This window comes from Streptomyces sp. NPDC091281 (assembly GCF_044757425.1).
GTDB lineage: Bacteria > Actinomycetota > Actinomycetes > Streptomycetales > Streptomycetaceae > Streptomyces.
This window is the reverse complement of sequence record NZ_JBIVUY010000008.1, coordinates 1-18144: the sequence shown is the minus strand read 5'-3', so window position 1 is coordinate 18144 and position 18144 is coordinate 1. Positions and strand designations below refer to the sequence as shown.

Sequence of the window (18144 nt, the reverse complement as noted above, 5' to 3'; positions counted from 1 at the left end):
CGGTGAACGGTGGCGGCCGTCTGCGCACTGGACAAAGACCAGGACAACGAACGGCAGTCGCAGACGGACACACTGCCCCTTCGGTACGGCATGGACGTCATGGCAGGGACCGAGCCCGGCTGAGGGTATGTCGAGAGTGCTTGCCTCCCCGGGTGTCAGTGGCTCGACGTAGCATCCGAATGCCCTGCCCCCGTGGCGCCGGCTGGTCTTGGAAGCCAGCTTGGTGTTGACCTTCGGCATTGGGCCCCCATGTGGAACACTGGAAACCTTCTGGGGAGGGGGCGGTATGCATCGAGACAGAATCAAGGAACTGCACTACATCACGCCGAAGGAAAATTTGCGCTCGATTGGCACGTTCGGAATTCTCAGCCATATCGAAGCGGAAAGATTGGACCATAAATCAGTTGCCTGGGAGGTGATCCAAGATCTGCGCAAAGGTAAAAGTGTGCCAGGTGGCAATCTTCTACACTCTTATGCGAATCTCTATTTCGACGCTAGAAACCCGATGATGTCGAAGCTTCTATATGACGGCAAGACTGGACTGGTCGTTCTTCGAGTCCGGCATGAGGTGCTTGATCTTCCCAATGTTGTCATCACGGACGGCAACGCGGCAAGTGGGCCCACGCGCTTTCTCTCGGCACCGCAAGGTCTTGACTACCTTGATGAAAATCGCGTGTTTGCCGAGTATTGGACTCACGCGGATGTTATTGAATATCATGAGCGCAAGCGTCAGCGTTGCGCCGAGGTGCTAGTGCCAACGCGCGTATTGCCGGATTACATCAATGGTTGCTATACTCTATCGGAAAGCGATCAGCGGTGGTGTGTCGATTCACAACCAAGCTGGAAAGTGGAGGTGAATAAAAGTGTCTACCTCCGGTAGCAGTGTGCGAATCGTTCAGGGTGACCTTCTGCGGTCGCCAATGCATGGCTTGATTAACACTGTTAACACGGTCGGTGTCATGGGTAAGGGTATCGCCCTCGCTTTCAAAAAGGCGTACCCCGAAATGTTTGCGGACTACGTCCAGCGATGCCGTGCGGGGCAACTGCATCTAGGTAAGCCGTATCCGTTTGAAGTCGCAGGGCACTTGGTCATTAATTTCCCGACCAAGGGTCACTGGCGCAGCGTGAGCAAGCTAAGCGACATCGTGGCTGGCCTTGAGTACCTGGAAGACCACTATCATGAGTGGGGGCTCAAGAGCCTGGCAGTCCCGCCCCTGGGATGTGGAAATGGGCAGTTGGAATGGTCGGTTGTGAAGCCTACGCTCATGGAACACCTCGAACGTCTGACGATTCCGGTGGAGCTGTACGCTCCCTTTGGGGAGAAAATTGATGGACCGGAGCAGCTAGACCTCTGGCAAGTACCTCAAGAGCGATCCGATTCCCGTATCGCTCCGTGGGAAGTCGGCCTGGTGGAAATTCTGGCGCGACTGGAACAGCAAGCGTACCGATGGCCGGTCGGGCGAGTGATGTTCCAGAAGATCGCGTATTTTGCTACCGCCGCAGGTATTCCAACCGACCTTGAGTATGAGCGAGCCAGTTATGGACCGTTCGCGGCTAAACTGAAGCCAGCTATCGCCCGGCTGCAGAACAATGGAATCATCACCGAAATTCAATCTGGCAGCAGATTTGAAGTACGCGTTGGTGACACTTTTGGGAACGCGCAAAATGAGTACGGCGAATATCTTTCCAAGTGGAGTGATGCGATCGACGCGACATGTGATCTAGTTGCTCGATTCGACACCACCCAAGCGGAAATCGCCGCAACCGTGCATTTCACGACCGATTTTCTAGCGAGGAAATACGGCAGGACGCCTACCGCATCAGAGGTGCTTCGCGCCGTTGAACTTTGGAAGGTTCAACGGAAGCCCCCTCTGCGTCGGGAGGACATCCTTCGGGCGATCGTGAACCTGGCCACACGGCGTTGGATCGAAGTCCAGGCTGATGAGAGCATCGAAGCGGCTCTTGAGGAGCTTTCCTCTGTTTGATTCGTCGGCGCATCAGGAAAAGACCGGGGCAACGAATGGTGCTGAGCGAAACGGGAAGTACGGAAACCAAGACAGGCGCGGCTCCCGGTGAGGCCGTGCCTGTCTTCTGTTTGTGCAGCTCAGGAGGGGAGGAACCCAGGCTTCTCCCGGCCCAGGTCTTGCAGGTGATTCAGGTAGTCCTGTGCAGCCGGTTCGGTGCTGTAGCGCTGCCTCATGACGGCCGCGAGTTCTCGACTGGTCATGATCAGGGACGGGACAGACTGACGCTCGCCCAGTAGGGCGCGCTCGCCGTGGATGAGGGCTTCTTCGAGGTCGCCCTCTCGCGCTGCGGTGACCCCCAGGGTTACCCGCGCTTCAGCGTTCCGCATGGGCGACCGCTCCGTGCCGTCGAAGTCCGTTCCCGCCCGCAGAACCTCTTCCGCGAGTGTTCGCGCAAGTCGGTCTTCCCCAACCAGCCGGTAGCAGTCCATCGCGTAGAAGTCGAACTTGGCAGGGTCGACGACGAAATGGTTGTCCAGATTCTCGGGATAGGGCATCCCCTCCAACATCCGACGTCCCTTGTCGAGAGCCACCTCAACCTGCCGACGGTCCCCGAGCCGCGCCCATGCCTTGGCCTCCTGGCCAGCGAGCTGCACGGCGACGCCATGGTGTGCTGCGGTCTCTGCCCCGGCCTGCGCTGCCGCGATGACCCCTCGATAGTCGCCGGTCGTGAGGGCGAACCACGCTCGCATTTCGTGAGCCCACCCCGCCACCTCGGGGTGGGCTGCCTCCGTCGCGAGCGACAGGGCGGCGCGGCGCGTCGACTCAGCCGCGTGGCGGTCTCCCGTGTCGTACTCGACACAGCCGACCAGCAGGGCGAGCCAGCCCGACAGGGCGAGCACTTCGCGGTGCTGGGCGAGCGTGAGATTCCTCGCGGTCAGGTCAACGACGCGGCGAAGCCATTGCCGCCCCTCGATGAGGAGCTGACCGCTCGGCATGAACGGGTACTCGGAACAAAGGCGGTCCGTGGTGATCCGGAGAGCATCGAGCGTCGCGCTGTCGACGTCGGACCGGTTCAGGCGACTCACGATCTCCAGAGTCTCCATGCCGCTCGCTGCCAGGATCTCCTTGTCTCCATCTCTGCGGGACGGCGCAGGGAAGAGGGCGTGCGTTACCGTGCCGAACACGGCCGCGATGATCGGTTGATAGAAGTCGTTCGGTGCCTGGCCGGACTCCCAGCGCTTCCACTGGCGAATCATGCTGTCCTCTGCCGGCAGCTCCGTGGGTGCGTGCGCACGCAGAGCCCTGACCGCGTCACGCTGTGACCAGTCGCGCGCCTGCCGTTCGGCAGCGATGCGTCGCGCCCATGCGGGCCTGTCGTCAGTCATGCGCCCTCCTCCGAGTGCCTACTCCGAGTCTCGCGCGCGGGCAGGGGGGACAGGGAAGGGGACAGGGGGGTGTCACTGGACATGTCCCCACCCCCCTCCCGCCGTCCCCTGGCTGTCACTTACCTGACACACTCCGTTACTCCCATGCTGGTTGCAGATCAAGCGCCACCCGGTACGGAGCGGCTTTCCAGCGCTTCGAGCCGTTCGGTCAACGCCTTCAGTTGGGAGCGGATTTCCTTGATGTCGTCGCGTACGTCGTCACCCGGGGTAGACCCGTCGCTGACAAAGTTGCCCAGGTTCCCCGCCGACACGATCAACCCCTCGGTCCGCAGTGCGGCTAGCCCGTTCTGGATGGTCTGGCTGGCATAGCCAAAGCGGTCCATCAGCTCTCGCTGAGAGGGGAGCTTCTCCCCCGGCTTCATCTTCCTGATGTCGTCCCGTAGCGCGTCCGCGACCTGCACCGCCTTCGGCTTGGGCCCTCCTGTGACAGTCATGCCTTGAGGGTACCCACCACAGCGAACTAGTGCGCATCACCCTGTAGGGGTTGTGAACCACAGCAGACTAGTGCAGGCTAGTTAGTAAGAGGTCGCCCCGACTCAAAGGGGAAGCCGCTTGACCTGCATGGACAGCGCCCGGAGGAAAGCCCGAGGGGGTGAGTACGAAGGAAGCGCCAGTTCCTTGAGAACTCAACAGAGTGTTTTGAGATCGACGGGGCTTGCCCCCGTCCCCGTGGCGGCCGGGTGACGACCGTCGGCCCCGGTATCCAGCCGTGAGGGCGCGGAATCGACTTCCGCCCGGGGTCACGTGGCCCGCCGCGACGCGGCGTTGGCCCTCATCTCCGGACGCGGCGGCACTCCCGGACAGGACAGCCCGCCGCGCCGGATCACCCATTCCCGACGTTCCAAGGAGAGATCCATCATGCGTATGCGCATGTTCGTCGCCGGCCAGGAAGCGCACGGCGACACCGAGTTCGCCGAACTGGCGCTCGGTATCGACGTCGACCTGTTCCGGGGCCCGCTGGAGTCCGAGACGGACGACGAGCGGGCCGCCCGTGAGGACGCGGCCCGTGACGTCCTCGCCGACCTGCGGGCGGAGGCGGAGGCCGGTGACGAGATCGCCGGTTGGGACGCCCTGTACGCCGACGCGCTGACCCGCACGGTGCCGTTCCTGCGGTCCGTTCGTGGCCTGCGGGCGGGGACGGGGGAAGCGGCGTGAACGAGACCCGCAAGCCTCTGACCAGGGTTCAGATCGGTGTGCTGACGGCCGCGTTCGTGCCGATGCTCGCCACGGGCGTGGTCGGCGGCATCGGTACCTACAGCAACATCGGCCACGCCTACGGCACGGGGACCGCACTCGGTGCCCTCGGTGCCGGCGAGGGCGCCACGGCCGTGCTCGCCCTGGTCCTGCTGGGACTGACCATGCTGGGACAGTCCTCGCCCCGCGTCGTACGGATCGGACTGTGGGCGCTGCCGGCCGCCGCCGCTGTCATGGGCGCCATGGCCGCGCCGGACCCGGGTCGTACCGTGGTCTACGCGCTGACCCCGATGGGCATGTCCGTCTCGGCTGAGGGCATGGCGTTCCTGGCCCGCCGGATCGTCGTGCACACCGACGGCCGCGACGCGGAACACGAACAGCGCACCGCCGACATCGTTCAGGCCCTCGCCTACCACCGTGCCCGTGCCGCACACCACCCGGTGAGCCGGGTGCGGAAGCGGTCCGATCGGGCGTCATGGCGCCTCGCCCGCAAGGTCGGGGTCGGGGACGCGGCGCTCGGATCGAGGCTGTTGGACGTCCAGCGCACCCGGATCACCGACGGTGCGGACGCGGCCCTGGCCTCGATGTTCGGCGCTGCGGCCTTCGATTCCTTCCCGGTCACAAATGCGGAGCAATCGTCTGTAAGTAGTCGAGAACGGTCTACCCCTGACCTGCCGGTATCGACCCCGGCCACGGTCGTCCTGACGCGGCTTTCGGTGCCCGATCCGGCGCCGGTCGACCTGGGCAAGTCGGGCGGCGGCATGAAACCGATGCCCACCGTCGCCCCGGCGGTGAAGCCGGTCCCGATCGCCCCGGCGCCCTCCCGCTCGGTCCCGGCCGCGTCGACCGTGGCGCGTCGGGCGACGGGCCGTGTCCCGGTCGCCGCCAAGTCGACCCGCACCCGCCGCACTCCCGATCAGCTCATGACGGAAGCGCGGAAGGCGGCGGCCGGATGGACGGACGCTGAGGTGACGGGGGAGGGCATCCGCCGGGCCCTGCGCACCTCGCCGGCGAACGCCCGCATGCTGCGTGACGCCCTGCTCGCCGAGCGCGCCACTGCGGCGGTGACGCCGTGAGCACCCTCGCCGCGCTCTTACCGGCCGTGCCGCCCGCCCTCGGGTGGGCGGTACACGCCCGGTGGCTGCATGGACGGCTGACCACTGCCCGACGTGACCCGCTCACCGGGCTGTGGACGCGGGACGCGTTCACCCGGCGGGCCCGCCGTCTGCTGCGCGACCCGCGTGCCGTGGTCGTGCTGGCGGACGTCGACCACTTCAAGCAGATCAACGACCGCTTCGGCCACGCGGCCGGTGACGTGCTGCTCGCCGCGGTTGCCGCCCGCCTCGCCCACGGCACCACCCCCGGCGGGGTGGCGGGGCGGCTCGGTGGGGACGAGTTCGCCGCCGTGGTCGTCGATCGCGACGGTACGGCCGCCGACCGGTTGTACACCCTCGCCCGCGTCCTGGCCCGGCCGGTCGACACCGCGCCCGACGTGCACACCACGGTGTCGCTCGGGTGGGTGCGGGCCGCTGACCACCCGGGCGAGGACTTGTCCGCGCTGCTGCGTCGCGCTGATGAGGCCATGTACGCGGCCAAGCGGTCCGGCCGGTCGGGTCCTCGCCGGGCCCCTCTCGGGCGGCTGCTGGGGGCGGTGGCCGGTCGCCGTCCCGGACGGCGCGGCGCGGCGTGAGCGCGCTGCCGGTCTTCCGGTGGCACTTGGCCCCGGACGGCTACGCCACCCGCCGGCAACTGAGGGCCCGTGGCCTGCGACCCGGTGGTCAGGAGGTGGCCGCCCAGGTCGAACGCCCCCGGCGGCGGGGCCGCCCGCCGCTGGTCGCCTACCTGTACCGCGTCGACCTCGCCCGCCCGGTCCGCCCGATGACCGCGGCGAGGTGGGCGGCGCTGGACAAGGCGAACGCCGCGCGCCGTGTCTGCCCGCAGTGCAGGCGCGATGCCGGATACGTGATCCCGCCGACGCTCGGATCGTGCGTGCCCTGCGCCTACCCCGAGGAACAGGGCGTCGCCTGACCGCCATCAGCGTGGCGAATGCAGAGCGTGAGGCTATTGCCGTAGCTGGTATGAACCCATACCAGTTACGGCTCCTTTGCTGCCTCACAGTTGATTCCTGGGTCCGGCCGCCCGACCTTCCACAGCAAGTCGGCCGGACCCGTCGACTCCCGAAGGAGTAGGTACATCGTGACCGAGACGACGCCGTTCACGCCCGCCGGGGGGCCGGAGGACACCGAACAGCCGACGGCCGCCATCGTGCCGTTCCCGCTGAAGAAGACCGACCCCGCCCCGGTCGCCCCGGGCGAGGGTGTGGTGAAGCCGGGGGAGTGGGAGGCCGAACTCCCCGACACCGACGACCCGGAGGCCGACGGTCTGACCGATGGGGAGCCGGTCGACCCGCCGCGCGAGGTCTACCCGCCCTCGGCCGCGGAGTGGATGGAGGCGAAGGACAAGGCCCGTTTGCCGGTGCTGCCGGACTGGGTGAAGCTCCCTGACCAGCGCACGGCCGTCCGCAAGTGGGCGATTCGGCACTACTCGGCTGTGGCTGGCTACCACGCGGTCCGGTTGCCGCTGGTGTACACGCCGAAGATCTGTGTGTACTCGCCGCGCGGCGCGTGGCGATGGTCGACGGCCATCGGCCGGTGGGTGTTCGACGCGGAGGGCAAGGCGCTGCGTCTGGCGGCCGTGGCGAACGAGGACGCGGCGGAGTACCTGAAGCTGTCGCGTCAGCGCAATGACCGCGTCAGGCTGCGGGGGATCATGGCGACGGTCGCCGGGTTCGCTGGTCTGGCTGCCGCGCTGACCCTGTACGTCATGGCGCCGTCGTGGCTGCTTGTGCTGGCCATGGCCGCCCTGACCACCACCCTCGGTGTGGCGGGAGCTCCGGCGGACCGGCCGCTGATCGACCTGGCCAAGGTGACGTTCCGCAAGCGCAAGCTGTCCTCCGACATCGTCATCCGCGCACACGACGCGTCCGGGCTGACCACCAAGGACCAGACGATCGCCTTCCCCCGCCCGATCGGACGGGACGGCGACGGGTGGCGCGTGGTGGTCGACCTGCCCTATGGCAAGACGTTCGAGGACGCGATGAAGGCTCACGCCCGTCTCGCGTCCGGTATGGACATCGCCCCCACTCAGCTCTTCCTCGACAAGGACGAGACGAGCGGGCGGCGGGTGTCGTACTGGATCGCCGACCGTGACCCGCTCGCCGTGCCGTCGGGCAAGTCGCCGCTACTGGGGGCGACGCGGGTGGACTTCTGGAAGCCGTTCCCGTGGGGCGTGGACGAGCGCGGCAACCCGGTCATGGGCACCATGCTGTGGCTGTCGCTGCTGGTGGGCGCCGTGCCGCGTCAGGGCAAGACGTTCTCCGCCCGCACGATCGCGCTCGCCGCCGCGCTGGACCCGTACGTGCGCCTGTACGTGTTCGACGGGAAGGCGTCGCCGGACTGGCGCACGTTCGCCAAGGTCGCCCACCGCATCGGGTTCGGCATCGTGCCGAAGAACGGGGTGGACCCGGTTCAGCACCTGCTGACCTCGCTGCGGGAACTCAAGGCGGACGTCGAAGACCGGTACCACCGGCTGTCCGAACTGCCGCTGCACGTCTGCCCCGAGGGCAAGCTCACCCCGGAGATCAGCCGGGACAAGAAGCTGAACATGCCCCTGACGCTGTTCGTGGTGGACGAGGTGCAGGAGTACCTGACCCACCCCGAGCACGGCAAAGAGATCCTGTCCCTGATGGTCTACCTCGCCCGGGTCGCCCCCGCGGTCGGTGTCTCGGTGATGACGGCGACGCAGAAGCCGGACGACAAGGCGTGCCCCTCGGAGCTGCGTGACCAGCATCAGGCCCGGTTCGCCCTGCGGGTCGGCGCCTACCAGGTGTCGGACACCATCCTCGGTGCGGGCTCGTACTCGGAAGGGCTGGACGCGTCCAAGCTGCTGAAGTCCCACAAGGGTGTCGGTCTGCTCAAGGGCATGTCCGACGACTCCGGGATCGTGCGGACCTACCTCGCCGACGGCCGCGACGCCGACCGCATCCTGACCCGCGCCGCAGCCCTGCGCGAGGCGGAGGGCACGCTGTCGGGTGACGCGGTCGGAGAGGTCCCGACGGCGGAGACGTCCGCGACGATCCTGGACGACGTTGCGGCCGTGCTCGGCAATGGCGAGGCCAAGGTGTGGTCCGAAACGGTCGTGGACCGCCTCGCCGACCTGCGCCCCGACGTCTACGGCCCGTGGGCGGAGCTGGAGGCCAAGCCCAAGGCGGAAGCACTCACCGCAGCGCTCAAGCCGCACGGCGTCGGCACCGTGCAGATCAGCCGACGCATCGACGGCGAACAGGTCAACAAGCGCGGCATCAAGCGCGACGACATCGCCACCGCGATTACACAGCGCAACCAGAAGCGGGACGCCGGATAGGTCCCCCAGCCTGCTACCGGTAGCGGCGGACGTCGCTACCGGTAGCAACCCTGCTAGCGACCCAAACCAGCTCTGATCAGGTCGCTAGCACGTAGCAGCCGACCTGCGGAGACCCCCCTTCAATCCCTCTGAGAGGCCCCTGATGAGCCTTGCAGCGCTCGCTACCGCCTTCCTGCTTGCCGTCACTCTAAGTTACATCGTCAAGTGCTGGCTGAGCCCGTTCGGGGACTGCCGCAGGTGCGACGGCATGGGTCACGGCTTCAAGACCGACCGCAAGGGCAAGTCGCGGCGCGGCAAGGACTGCCGACGCTGCGACGCCACCGGCAAGCGCATACGCGTCGGCCGCTGGATCTACAACCGCGCCGCGCGCACCTACCGCGCCGGCACCCGCTGACCCTCCCGGAGATCCCGTGACCCTCACCATCCCGCTCGTTCTGCTGCTCGCCGTCGTCGTCGTGCTGCTGCTGCGGTTCAAGGCCGTCGGCGCCGGAGCGGCCGTGGCCGTCGCGCTCTTCGGCTTCTACCTCGCCCACACCGACGCGGCCGACACCATCAACCAGCTCGTCACCGCCTTCACCGACGCCACGCCCGGCGTCGGCCGCTGACCCGAAAGGGAGACCAGCACCATGAACGAACCCACCACGTACGGCCGTCCGACCGGACACGAGACGGCGGCCGTGGAAGTCCACACCCCCACCCCGATCGTCCCCGCCCACACCGCCCCGCTCATGCCCGTGCAGCCGAGCACCATCCCGGCCGTGGCGAGCGTCGTCCTGCCCGACGGCCGCGTCGTCACCGGCTACGCCATCGAGCCCGCCAAGCCCGAACCGGTCGCCGTCAAGCCGGCCGTCTCCCGGGCAGCGGTGAACATCGCGCTCGGGGGCGTGGGGTTCCTCGCGGTGTGCAGCGGACTGCTCATGCTCACCGCGTTCATCACCGCCCTGACCGCCCTGGTCGCCCAACTCGTCATCCTCGTCGCCGTCATCTTCGGCGGCTGGATCGCCGTGCAGGTATTCAGCGCGATTGGCCACGGCGGCGGGACGACGGTCAACATCCGCAAGGCCGTGATCAAGCGGAACAAATTCTACGGCTGACAGCGGAGTCCAACACCCGTGATCCGACTGCGTATCCAGCGCACCGCGCTGCCTCGTAACGCCCTGATCCTGACCGACACGCCCCGCCCGGACTGCCGTGACTGCGACGGCGTAGGCAGCATCCCGCACGACTACGGCGACCACACCGGCGAGTACGCCGGTACCGAGTGGGAGCCCTGCCCCTGCTGGACGGAGTGGGGCATGGTTCTGCTGCCGCTCCTGAGCCTGCCCCGGTGGCTGCGTCGTCGGCACAGCGGCCGTGACCCGTGGGGGCCCGGCGGCTACAGCGACGAACCGCCCTTCTAGCTCTGCCCGTGGGCGGCGGCACTCCCGGACAGGACAGCCCGCCGCCCACGGTCTCCGATCCCGACGTTGCAGAACAGGAGACCTACAGCATGACCCAACCGCGTGTTTTCGGCGAGGGCCCTTCGGCCCCTGCCACCCGATCCGGGCGAGTGCCCGAAGTTCTGCGGGCCGCCCTCGCCCTCGCGGCGGCTGGGGTCCCGGTCCTGCCCCTGCGGGCGGGCAAGGTCCCGTTCGGCAACTGCCGCACCTGCGAGGGCACCCCGCCCCGGTGCGGCGGGCGGCCGGTCATGAAGAGCGCGGGCCCCTGCCAGTGCCCGGCGCCGTGCCACGCGTGGGCCGCCGCGACCACCGACCCCCACACCCTCACCTCGCCCCTGTGGGCGTCGGCGTGGCGTGAGGCGGTGGCCGTCGCCTACCACCCGGGCGGGGCGGGGCTGACCGTGGTCGACCTGGACAACGCGGCGGCCGTCGCGTGGGCCCGTGAGAACCTGCCCGCCACCCGCACGGTGCCGACGACGCGGGGCGAGCACTGGCTGTACCAGGGCGCCATGCCGTCATCGAACGCGGTACGGCCGGGCGTCGACATCAAGTCCCTGATGCAGTACACCCGTTGGCTCGGACCCGGAACCGGCCGCATGGCCGTGCTCCCGGCGGCCGTGCGGGCGCTCCTGGTGAAGGAAGACACCACCCCCTCCCGGGGGGAGGTGGCATCTTCTCTCCCTGACCGCGCCACGTGGTCGCGGGAGGTGGCCACCGGGTGTCGCCACACCGAGCGCTACGTCCGCACCGGCCTGGAACGCGGCCTCGCCCTCGTACGGGCCCGCGCCGAATCCGGCGCCGGATCACAGGCGTTCGGTGTCGCCCGGTTCCTCGCCGCCCAACACACCGCCTGTCCCGGACCGTGCGGCCTCGCCGCGATCGGCGAGGAGATCGTGACGGCCGCGGTCTCCGTGGGCGTCCCGGAGTCCTACGCCGGCCGCGCGGTCGCCAACGGCCTTGAGACGGCTGTGGAGCGCGCAGTATGAACAAAGCAGCCCGTACCCCCGCGAACGGCCTTCAGTACGCCGTGCAGGGTCCGCCACGGCGGCGCGTGGGCGAACCGAAGGTCGCCGCCCGCAAGGGCGTCCTTTCTGTCGTTGCTTCTGGCCCGCAGACGGTTACCGTCACCGGCATCACCCCGGGGCTTCAGATCCAGTGCGAGGGCATCCCCGTCGCGGACTGGCTCTGTGCCTGCGGGCACCACGAACGCGCCCGGGGCCGTGCCGCCGTCATCAGGCTGACCGCCCGTGTCCGCGTCGGCGTCTGCCCCCACACCACCGCCGAAGGGAGGGCGGCCTCATGACTCCAGAGCGTGTGGACAGCCAGGACCTGTGGGCCGGACTGCCCACCCTGGACGAACCGCCCGGCGAGGACGACGCGGCACCGGACGTGTGGGAGGCCCCCATTCCCCTCACCGGCCGCAGGGAGCGTCCGACGTTCCCCGCCCACGTCCTCCCCACCTGGTTGGGGGAGTTCGTGACGGCCGTCGCGGAAGAGACGCAGACCCCGGTGGACCTCGCCGGATCGATCGCCCTCGCCGTGCTCGCCACGGCGGCCGGCGGCCGGTCCGTGGTCCACGTACGCGGCAACTGGCGTGAGCCCACCAACCTCTACACCGTGGTCGCGCTCCCGCCCGCCAACCGCAAGTCCGCCGTATTCGCCCTGCTCACCAACCCCGTCTACGAGGCGGAAAAACAGCTCAAGACCGCGATGCAGCCGGTGATCGTGGAAGCGGAGCTGACGGCGCGTTTGGCCAAGGAAGCCGCGGACAAGTCCGCCGCCAAGGCCGCGTCCGCCGACAGCGACAAACGCGACCAGATGGTGGCCACCGCTGTGGGCCTCGCGCAGACCGCCAACACACTCACCGTCCCGGCCGAACCGGTGCTGCTGGCGGACGACTCGACACCCGAGACGGTCACCTCACTCATGGCCGAACAAGGCGGTCGGCTATCGGTGATGAGCGCGGAGGGCGGCATCTTCGACATCATCGCCGGACGCTACTCCGGGACCCCCAACATGGAAGTCTTCCTGAAAGGGCACGCCGGGGACCGGCTGAGGGTCAACCGGCAGACCCGCCGCGAGTACATCGACGCCCCCGCCCTCACCATCGGCCTCGCCGTACAGCCGGACGTGCTGCGGGACATCGGAAAGGTGAAGGGGTTCGAGGGGCGCGGACTGCTGGCCCGCTTCCTGTACTCCCTGCCGGTGTCCACGGTCGGTGACCGCGAGATCATCACCGACCCGGTACCGGAAGAGACGGCCGCCGCCTACACCGCCCGGGTCATCGACCTCGCCCTGTCCCTGGCGGAGTGGACCGACCCGGCCGTCATCCAGCTCACCCCGGAAGCCGACGCGGCCCTGATCGCCTATCAGAGGCGCATCGAACCGCAGCTCAAGGCACGCGGCGGCAAGCTGGGCCACATCTCCAACTGGGCCGGAAAGCTTGCCGGGGCGACCGCCCGCATGGCTGCGCTGCTGCACCTCGCAGAACACGGCGGCAACGGCTACGCCCACCCGGTCACCGAAGACACCATGCGCGCAGCCATCGAGCTGGGGGAGTACTACACCGCCCATGCCCTCGCCGTCTTCGACGTCATGGGCGCCGACCCGGTCCTATCCCGCGCCCGTAGCGTGCTGGAAGCGCTGAGGGACAACGGATGGGAGGACGTCAGCCGGCGGGACGTCTTCACCGTCCTGTCCCGCAGCGAGGTCCCTACCATCGCCGACCTGGAACCCGCCCTCGCGCTGCTGGAAGACCACGGATACCTGCGGTCCTACCAACCCGAGCGCACCGGCAAGCGCGGACGCCCCCCGGCGCCCCGCCTCTTGGCCCACCCCGCCCTGCGGCAGGGCGGCCGGTGACGCGGTCCGCGCGCACAACCCCTCCCGCACAAACCGCAAAATCCGCGATAAACCCCGGACACCCACGCTGACCTGCGACGCGGCCCTCGACCCATCCCGGCTGGGGACCGCGTCGCACAATCCCACGATATTCCGCAAAAAACCGAGCGCCATCCCTCCGCCTGGGGTCTGCCGACAGCCGCCCCTGATTTTTGCGGAATATCGCGGGTTTCTGCGGAGGCCCGTCCGCCCCCGCTCGCACGCCGCATCACCGCAGGTCAACGACCTCCCTCGGCTTTTCTGCGGATTTTGCGGTTTGTGCGGCGGCATCTGGCCATGAACTCAGCCGTACAGGAGTGAGCTGTGGACGAACCCACCACCCCCCGCCTCGCCGCTTCCGAAGACCCGACCCTCGTTCTCCTCACCGTCGAAGAGGCCGCCCGCCGTCTCCGCATCGGCCGCACCACGTGCTTCGCGCTCATCCGCACCGGAGAGCTGGAATCCATCGACGTCGGCCGTCTCCGCCGTGTCCCCGCCGACGCGCCCGCCGAATACGTCGCCCGCCGACGCGCGGCCAAACGAGCCGCTTGACGACGCCCGGGGCGGTGGCACTCCCGGACAGGACAGCCCACCGCCCCGACTCCATCCCGACACCACGAAACAGGAGCCTGCCTGTGGCAGAGAAGAAGAAGCGCCGTGTCGCCAACGGCGAAACCTCCATCTACTTCGGCAAGGACGGTCGTTGGCACGCCCGTGTGCCGATGGGCTACAAGGACAACGGAGAGCCCTACCGCAGGCACATCACCCGCCCCTCGGAAGACGCTTTGAAGGATGAGGTCAAGCGGCTGGAGAAGCAGCGTGACCAGGGAACCGCTCAACAGCCGGGGAAGCTGTGGACGGTTGAGAAGTGGCTTCAGCACTGGGTTGAGAACATCTCCAAGCCGGTCGTCAGCGAGAACACGTATGACGGGTACGAGGTGGCCGTTCGTGTGCACCTCGTACCCGGCATCGGCAAGCACCGCCTTGATCGCTTGCAGCCCGAGCACCTAGAAAGTCTGTACCGCCGCATGCAGGCGAACGGGGAGCGCAAGGCCGGTACGGCTCACCAGGTTCACCGCACCGCCCGAACCTCGTTGGGGGAGGCGGTACGGCGCGGCTACGCGGCGAAGAATGCGGCCGAGTTGGCGAAACCGCCCCGGATGGAAGAGGCCGAGGAAGAGGTTGAGCCCTACTCGGTGGAAGAGGTCCAGTGTCTGTTGCTCGAAGCCAACAAGCGGCGGAACAGCGCCCGTTGGATGCTGGCATTGGCGCTCGGACTGAGGCAGGGCGAGACGCTCGGACTGCGCTGGTCTGACGTCGACCTCGCCAACGAGTACTTGAAGCTGCGGCGGAACCGTCTGCGCCCCAGGTACAAGCATGGATGCTCGGAAGCATCCCCCTGCGGCCGGAAGCCGGGGTACTGCCCGAAGAAGGAGCAGATCCGGCGCGAGACCAAGAACACCAAGTCCCGTGCGGGTCGCCGAGCCGTACCGCTGCCGGGCCCGCTGGTGGCCATGCTTCGGGCCCATGCCGAGAGGCAGCAGCGCGACCGTAGTGCGGCCGGTGACCTATGGGTCGAGTCGGACTACGTGTTCACCAAGCCGCTGGGCGGCCCGCTGAGCCCGAACACGGACTATCACGACTGGAAGCGGCTGCTGGGTGACGCAGGGGTCCGTAACGCCCGGCTGCACGACGCCCGGCACACGGCCGCCACCGTCCTTATGCTGCTGGGCGTCCCGGACCGCGTCATTGATCAGATCATGGGGTGGGAGCCGGGGACATCGGTGAGCATGCGGGCCCGGTACCTCCACGTGCCGGACGCCATGCTCAAGGACGTCGCCCGGAAGATCGCCGATGCCATCTGGGGACCCCCGGAAACGGCGCCCGTGGACAAAGAACAGAACAACGGGGTCTAGAGGACAACGTCGAAGGGCCCCACCCTGAGGTGGGGCCCTTCGACGTATTGCCCGGTGAGAGCAATGGCGGAGGATACGAGATTCGAACTCGTGAGGGGTTGCCCCCAACACGCTTTCCAAGCGTGCGCCCTAGGCCTCTAGGCGAATCCTCCGCTCGGAACATTACATGACCGAGAGAGGTGCTCGCGAACTCGTTGACTGCCCCTGGCATCGGGTAACCTGTGGCGCAGCCCCTCACGCGGCGCTATCTGACTGAACTCCCCCAGGGCCGGAAGGCAGCAAGGGTAGGTCGGCTCTGGCGGGTGCGTGGGGGGCGTCTGCGTACCCGGCCGGCGTACGCTGCGTCTCAGCCGCCCCGGCCCCCCTGCTCGGCGGGACCGCTTGTCGGTGGGCGCCTATAACCTCGTATGCGTGTCGTCTCTCGCGCTGTACCGCCGTTATCGCCCGGAGTCGTTCGCCGAGGTCATCGGGCAGGAGCATGTCACCGACCCGTTGCAGCAGGCGCTGCGGAACAACCGGGTCAATCACGCGTACCTGTTCAGCGGTCCGCGCGGCTGCGGCAAGACGACCAGTGCCCGGATTCTCGCCCGCTGCCTGAACTGCGAGCAGGGGCCCACGCCCACCCCGTGCGGGGAGTGCGACTCCTGTCAGGACCTCGCGCGCAACGGGCCGGGTTCCATCGACGTCATCGAGATCGACGCCGCGTCCCACGGAGGCGTGGACGACGCCCGTGACCTGCGGGAGAAGGCCTTCTTCGGGCCCGCCCGCAGCCGCTACAAGATCTACATCATCGACGAGGCCCACATGGTCACGTCGGCCGGCTTCAACGCGCTGCTCAAGGTCGTTGAGGAGCCTCCGGAGCACCTCAAGTTCATCTTCGCCACCACCGAGCCCGAGAAAGTCATCGGGACGATCCGGTCGCGTACCCACCACTACCCGTTCCGGCTCGTCCCGCCGGGGACGCTGCGGGAGTACCTGGGGCAGGTGTGCGCCAAGGAGGCCATCCCCGTCGAGGACGGCGTGCTTCCGCTCGTCGTGCGGTCCGGCGCCGGGTCCGTCCGTGACTCCATGTCCGTCATGGACCAGCTCCTCGCGGGCGCGACCGAGGCCGGTGTGACGTATGCCATGGCCACCTCCCTCCTCGGGTACACGGACGGCTCGCTCCTCGACTCCGTCGTCGAGGCGTTCGCCACCGGTGACGGCGCCGCCGCCTTCGAGGTCGTCGACCGCATCATCGAGGGCGGCAACGACCCGCGCCGCTTCGTCGCCGACCTGCTGGAGCGGCTCCGCGACCTCGTCATCCTCGCCGCCGTCCCCGACGCCGCCGAGAAGGGACTGATCGACGCCCCCGCCGACGTCCTCGACCGGATGCAGGCCCAGGCCGGGGTCTTCGGCGCCGCCGAGCTGAGCCGCGCCGCCGACCTCGTCAACGCGGGCCTCACCGAGATGCGCGGCGCCACCTCGCCCCGCCTCCAGCTGGAGCTGATCTGCGCCCGCGTGCTGCTCCCCGCGGCCTACGGCGACGAGCGCTCCCTCATGGCCCGCCTCGACCGCGTCGAACGCGGCGTCAACTTCACCGCCGGTCCGCCCGCCGCCGGGATGCCCGCCATGGCGTACGTACCAGAGGGAGGGGGCGCTGATACCGGTGGGCACGGTCATGGTGCGGGGCATGCTCATGCGGCTGCCGTCGCCGGTGGTCCCGAGCCCGTCATTCCGCCGGGGGGTGGCGCCGCTGCCGCCCGTGCCGCTGTCCGTGGGCCCGGCGCCGCCCAGCCCGCGGTGCCTCCCGCGGCCGCTCCGACGCCCGCTCCCGCCCCGACGCCCGCTCCCACGCCCACGCCCGCTCCCGTCGAGGCTCCCGCAGCCCCGGCTCCCCCCGCTGCCCCGGCTCCGCAGCCCCAGGCGGACCCCGCCCCCGCCGCCTCCGCTCCCGGTGCATGGCCCGCCGCCACCGCCGTGGGGAGTGGGCGTCGGCCCGGTGGCTGGCCCACCGCCACGCCCGCGGGGAGCGGCCCCCGCCCCCAGGCGGCCCCGGCTGCGGCACCCGCCGCGGGCGGTGCCCCCGGCCCGTCCGCCGCCCCGGCCCCCGGCGCGTACGCACCGCCGGCCGGGGGCCCCGACCCCCGCTCGCTCTGGCCCAACATCCTGGAGGCGGTGAAGAACCGCCGCCGCTTCACCTGGATCCTGCTCAGCCAGAACGCCCAGGTCGCGGGGTTCGACGGCACCACCCTCCAGATCGGTTTCGTCAACTCCGGCGCCCGCGACAACTTCAACAGCAGCGGCAGCGAGGACGTCCTGCGGCAGGCGCTCGCCGAGCAGTTCGGCGTGCAGTGGAAGATCGACGCCGTCATCGACCCCTCCGGCGGTTCCGCGCCCCCCGCCCACGGCGGCTTCGGCGGTCCCCCCGCCCCGCCCGGCCCGTCCGGCTTCGGCGGTGGCAGTGGTGGCGGCGGTGGCTACGGTGCTCCCGGCCCCGCGGGCGGCTACAGCGCCCCAGGCGGCTACGGCAACGCCCCCGGCGCCAGCAGCCCGGCCCCGCAGGCGGCCGCCCCCGCTCCCGTACGCGCCCCCGCCCCCGCCGCACCGCAGAACCACTCCGCGCCCGGTCCCGCCGCGTCCCCCTCCGCCCCGGCGCCGCAGCACCGCGCGCCCGCCCCGGAGCACGTCGCCCCCGAGGACGACATCCCCGAGGACGACGACCCCGACCTCAACGAGACGGCCCTCTCCGGCTACGACCTCATCGTCCGCGAACTCGGCGCGACGGTCGTGGACGAGTTCACCAACGACTAGGGAGTGTCTTTCCGATCATCGGATCGTTGGTCTGGTTGTGAGGGATGGGGAGATTTCTGACGCTGCCTGGGCGGTGATGGGGCCGTTGTTG

The 18144-nt window shown here is 68.8% G+C and carries 18 protein-coding genes, 1 tRNA gene and 1 other RNA gene; 17 read left to right on the top strand and 3 right to left on the bottom strand.

Annotation, left to right across the window (positions count from 1 at the left end; genetic code table 11):
• Positions 1-223: 223 nt before the first annotated feature.
• Positions 224-880 carry a DUF4433 domain-containing protein gene (locus ACIQPQ_RS21285; RefSeq protein WP_401306450.1) on the top strand — a complete coding sequence of 219 codons (657 nt, stop codon included), beginning with the start codon at positions 224-226 and terminating at the stop codon, positions 878-880.
• 40 nt (positions 881-920) lie between these two features.
• Positions 921-1985, top strand: a complete 1065-nt coding sequence (locus tag ACIQPQ_RS21280; RefSeq protein ID WP_401306447.1) for a macro domain-containing protein — start codon at positions 921-923, stop codon at positions 1983-1985.
• Between the two features lie 119 nt (positions 1986-2104).
• Here the strand turns inward: ACIQPQ_RS21280 and ACIQPQ_RS21275 are convergent, their stop codons facing one another.
• Together ACIQPQ_RS21275 and ACIQPQ_RS21270 are read right to left on the bottom strand one after the other, a co-directional pair.
• Complete coding sequence (locus ACIQPQ_RS21275; RefSeq protein ID WP_401305941.1) at positions 2105-3352, bottom strand: XRE family transcriptional regulator; 1248 nt, start codon at positions 3350-3352, stop codon at positions 2105-2107.
• Between the two features lie 158 nt (positions 3353-3510).
• Positions 3511-3846: a winged helix-turn-helix domain-containing protein gene (locus ACIQPQ_RS21270; protein WP_401305939.1), complete on the bottom strand. Its 336-nt coding sequence runs from the start codon at positions 3844-3846 to the stop codon at positions 3511-3513.
• Positions 3847-4276: 430 nt separating this feature from the next.
• Here ACIQPQ_RS21270 and ACIQPQ_RS21265 point away from each other — a divergent pair, with 430 nt between their 5' ends.
• The 13 genes from ACIQPQ_RS21265 to ACIQPQ_RS21205 all read left to right on the top strand — a co-directional run bounded on the left by ACIQPQ_RS21265 (position 4277) and on the right by ACIQPQ_RS21205 (position 15263).
• Complete coding sequence (locus ACIQPQ_RS21265; protein ID WP_401306445.1) at positions 4277-4567, top strand: hypothetical protein; 291 nt, start codon at positions 4277-4279, stop codon at positions 4565-4567.
• The gene (locus ACIQPQ_RS21260) at positions 4564-5682 is read left to right on the top strand and encodes a conjugal transfer protein (protein WP_401305937.1); all 1119 of its coding nucleotides are present in this window, start codon (positions 4564-4566) and stop codon (positions 5680-5682) included. Before ACIQPQ_RS21265 ends, ACIQPQ_RS21260 begins: the two co-directional genes overlap by 4 nt.
• Positions 5679-6296 (top strand): GGDEF domain-containing protein, encoded by a 618-nt coding sequence (locus tag ACIQPQ_RS21255; RefSeq protein ID WP_401305935.1) that lies wholly within the window; start codon positions 5679-5681, stop codon positions 6294-6296. Before ACIQPQ_RS21260 ends, ACIQPQ_RS21255 begins: the two co-directional genes overlap by 4 nt.
• Complete coding sequence (locus ACIQPQ_RS21250; RefSeq protein WP_401305934.1) at positions 6293-6634, top strand: RRQRL motif-containing zinc-binding protein; 342 nt, start codon at positions 6293-6295, stop codon at positions 6632-6634. Before ACIQPQ_RS21255 ends, ACIQPQ_RS21250 begins: the two co-directional genes overlap by 4 nt.
• Before the next feature lie 168 nt (positions 6635-6802).
• Positions 6803-9028: a cell division protein FtsK gene (locus ACIQPQ_RS21245; RefSeq protein ID WP_401305932.1), complete on the top strand. Its 2226-nt coding sequence runs from the start codon at positions 6803-6805 to the stop codon at positions 9026-9028.
• Between the two features lie 142 nt (positions 9029-9170).
• Complete coding sequence (locus tag ACIQPQ_RS21240) at positions 9171-9422, top strand: hypothetical protein (RefSeq protein WP_401305930.1); 252 nt, start codon at positions 9171-9173, stop codon at positions 9420-9422.
• A 16-nt stretch (positions 9423-9438) separates the two neighbouring features.
• Complete coding sequence (locus ACIQPQ_RS21235) at positions 9439-9633, top strand: hypothetical protein (protein ID WP_401305929.1); 195 nt, start codon at positions 9439-9441, stop codon at positions 9631-9633.
• 21 nt (positions 9634-9654) lie between these two features.
• A complete protein-coding gene (locus ACIQPQ_RS21230) occupies positions 9655-10122 on the top strand; it encodes a hypothetical protein (RefSeq protein ID WP_401305927.1) in 468 nt (155 codons plus the stop codon).
• Positions 10123-10140: 18 nt separating this feature from the next.
• Positions 10141-10428 carry a hypothetical protein gene (locus ACIQPQ_RS21225; RefSeq protein ID WP_401305926.1) on the top strand — a complete coding sequence of 96 codons (288 nt, stop codon included), beginning with the start codon at positions 10141-10143 and terminating at the stop codon, positions 10426-10428.
• Between the two features lie 149 nt (positions 10429-10577).
• Entirely contained in the window at positions 10578-11453 is an 876-nt protein-coding gene (locus ACIQPQ_RS21220; protein ID WP_401305925.1) for a bifunctional DNA primase/polymerase, read from the top strand.
• 313 nt (positions 11454-11766) lie between these two features.
• Positions 11767-13329 (top strand): YfjI family protein, encoded by a 1563-nt coding sequence (locus ACIQPQ_RS21215; protein WP_401305923.1) that lies wholly within the window; start codon positions 11767-11769, stop codon positions 13327-13329.
• Between the two features lie 342 nt (positions 13330-13671).
• Entirely contained in the window at positions 13672-13899 is a 228-nt protein-coding gene (locus ACIQPQ_RS21210) for an excisionase family DNA-binding protein (RefSeq protein WP_354597394.1), read from the top strand.
• 83 nt (positions 13900-13982) lie between these two features.
• Positions 13983-15263, top strand: a complete 1281-nt coding sequence (locus ACIQPQ_RS21205) for a tyrosine-type recombinase/integrase (protein WP_401305921.1) — start codon at positions 13983-13985, stop codon at positions 15261-15263.
• 64 nt (positions 15264-15327) lie between these two features.
• On the opposite strand, the gene ACIQPQ_RS21200 is transcribed toward ACIQPQ_RS21205, so the two are convergent.
• A tRNA-Ser gene (locus tag ACIQPQ_RS21200) sits at positions 15328-15415 on the bottom strand.
• Positions 15416-15488: 73 nt separating this feature from the next.
• Here ACIQPQ_RS21200 and ffs point away from each other — a divergent pair.
• Positions 15489-15585: signal recognition particle sRNA small type (gene ffs / locus ACIQPQ_RS21195), an RNA gene on the top strand.
• Between the two features lie 89 nt (positions 15586-15674).
• Positions 15675-18053: a DNA polymerase III subunit gamma and tau gene (locus tag ACIQPQ_RS21190; RefSeq protein WP_401305919.1), complete on the top strand. Its 2379-nt coding sequence runs from the start codon at positions 15675-15677 to the stop codon at positions 18051-18053.
• Positions 18054-18144: the final 91 nt, after the last annotated feature.

Coding starts and splice junctions, on each gene's coding strand:
- ACIQPQ_RS21280 (WP_401306447.1), top strand. CDS start 921: ATGCATGGCTTGATTAACACTGTTAACACGGTCGGTGTCATGGGTAAG.
- ACIQPQ_RS21275 (WP_401305941.1), bottom strand. CDS start 3,352: ATGACTGACGACAGGCCCGCATGGGCGCGACGCATCGCTGCCGAACGG.
- ACIQPQ_RS21270 (WP_401305939.1), bottom strand. CDS start 3,846: ATGACTGTCACAGGAGGGCCCAAGCCGAAGGCGGTGCAGGTCGCGGAC.
- ACIQPQ_RS21265 (WP_401306445.1), top strand. CDS start 4,277: ATGCGCATGTTCGTCGCCGGCCAGGAAGCGCACGGCGACACCGAGTTC.
- ACIQPQ_RS21240 (WP_401305930.1), top strand. CDS start 9,171: ATGAGCCTTGCAGCGCTCGCTACCGCCTTCCTGCTTGCCGTCACTCTA.
- ACIQPQ_RS21230 (WP_401305927.1), top strand. CDS start 9,655: ATGAACGAACCCACCACGTACGGCCGTCCGACCGGACACGAGACGGCG.
- ACIQPQ_RS21215 (WP_401305923.1), top strand. CDS start 11,767: ATGACTCCAGAGCGTGTGGACAGCCAGGACCTGTGGGCCGGACTGCCC.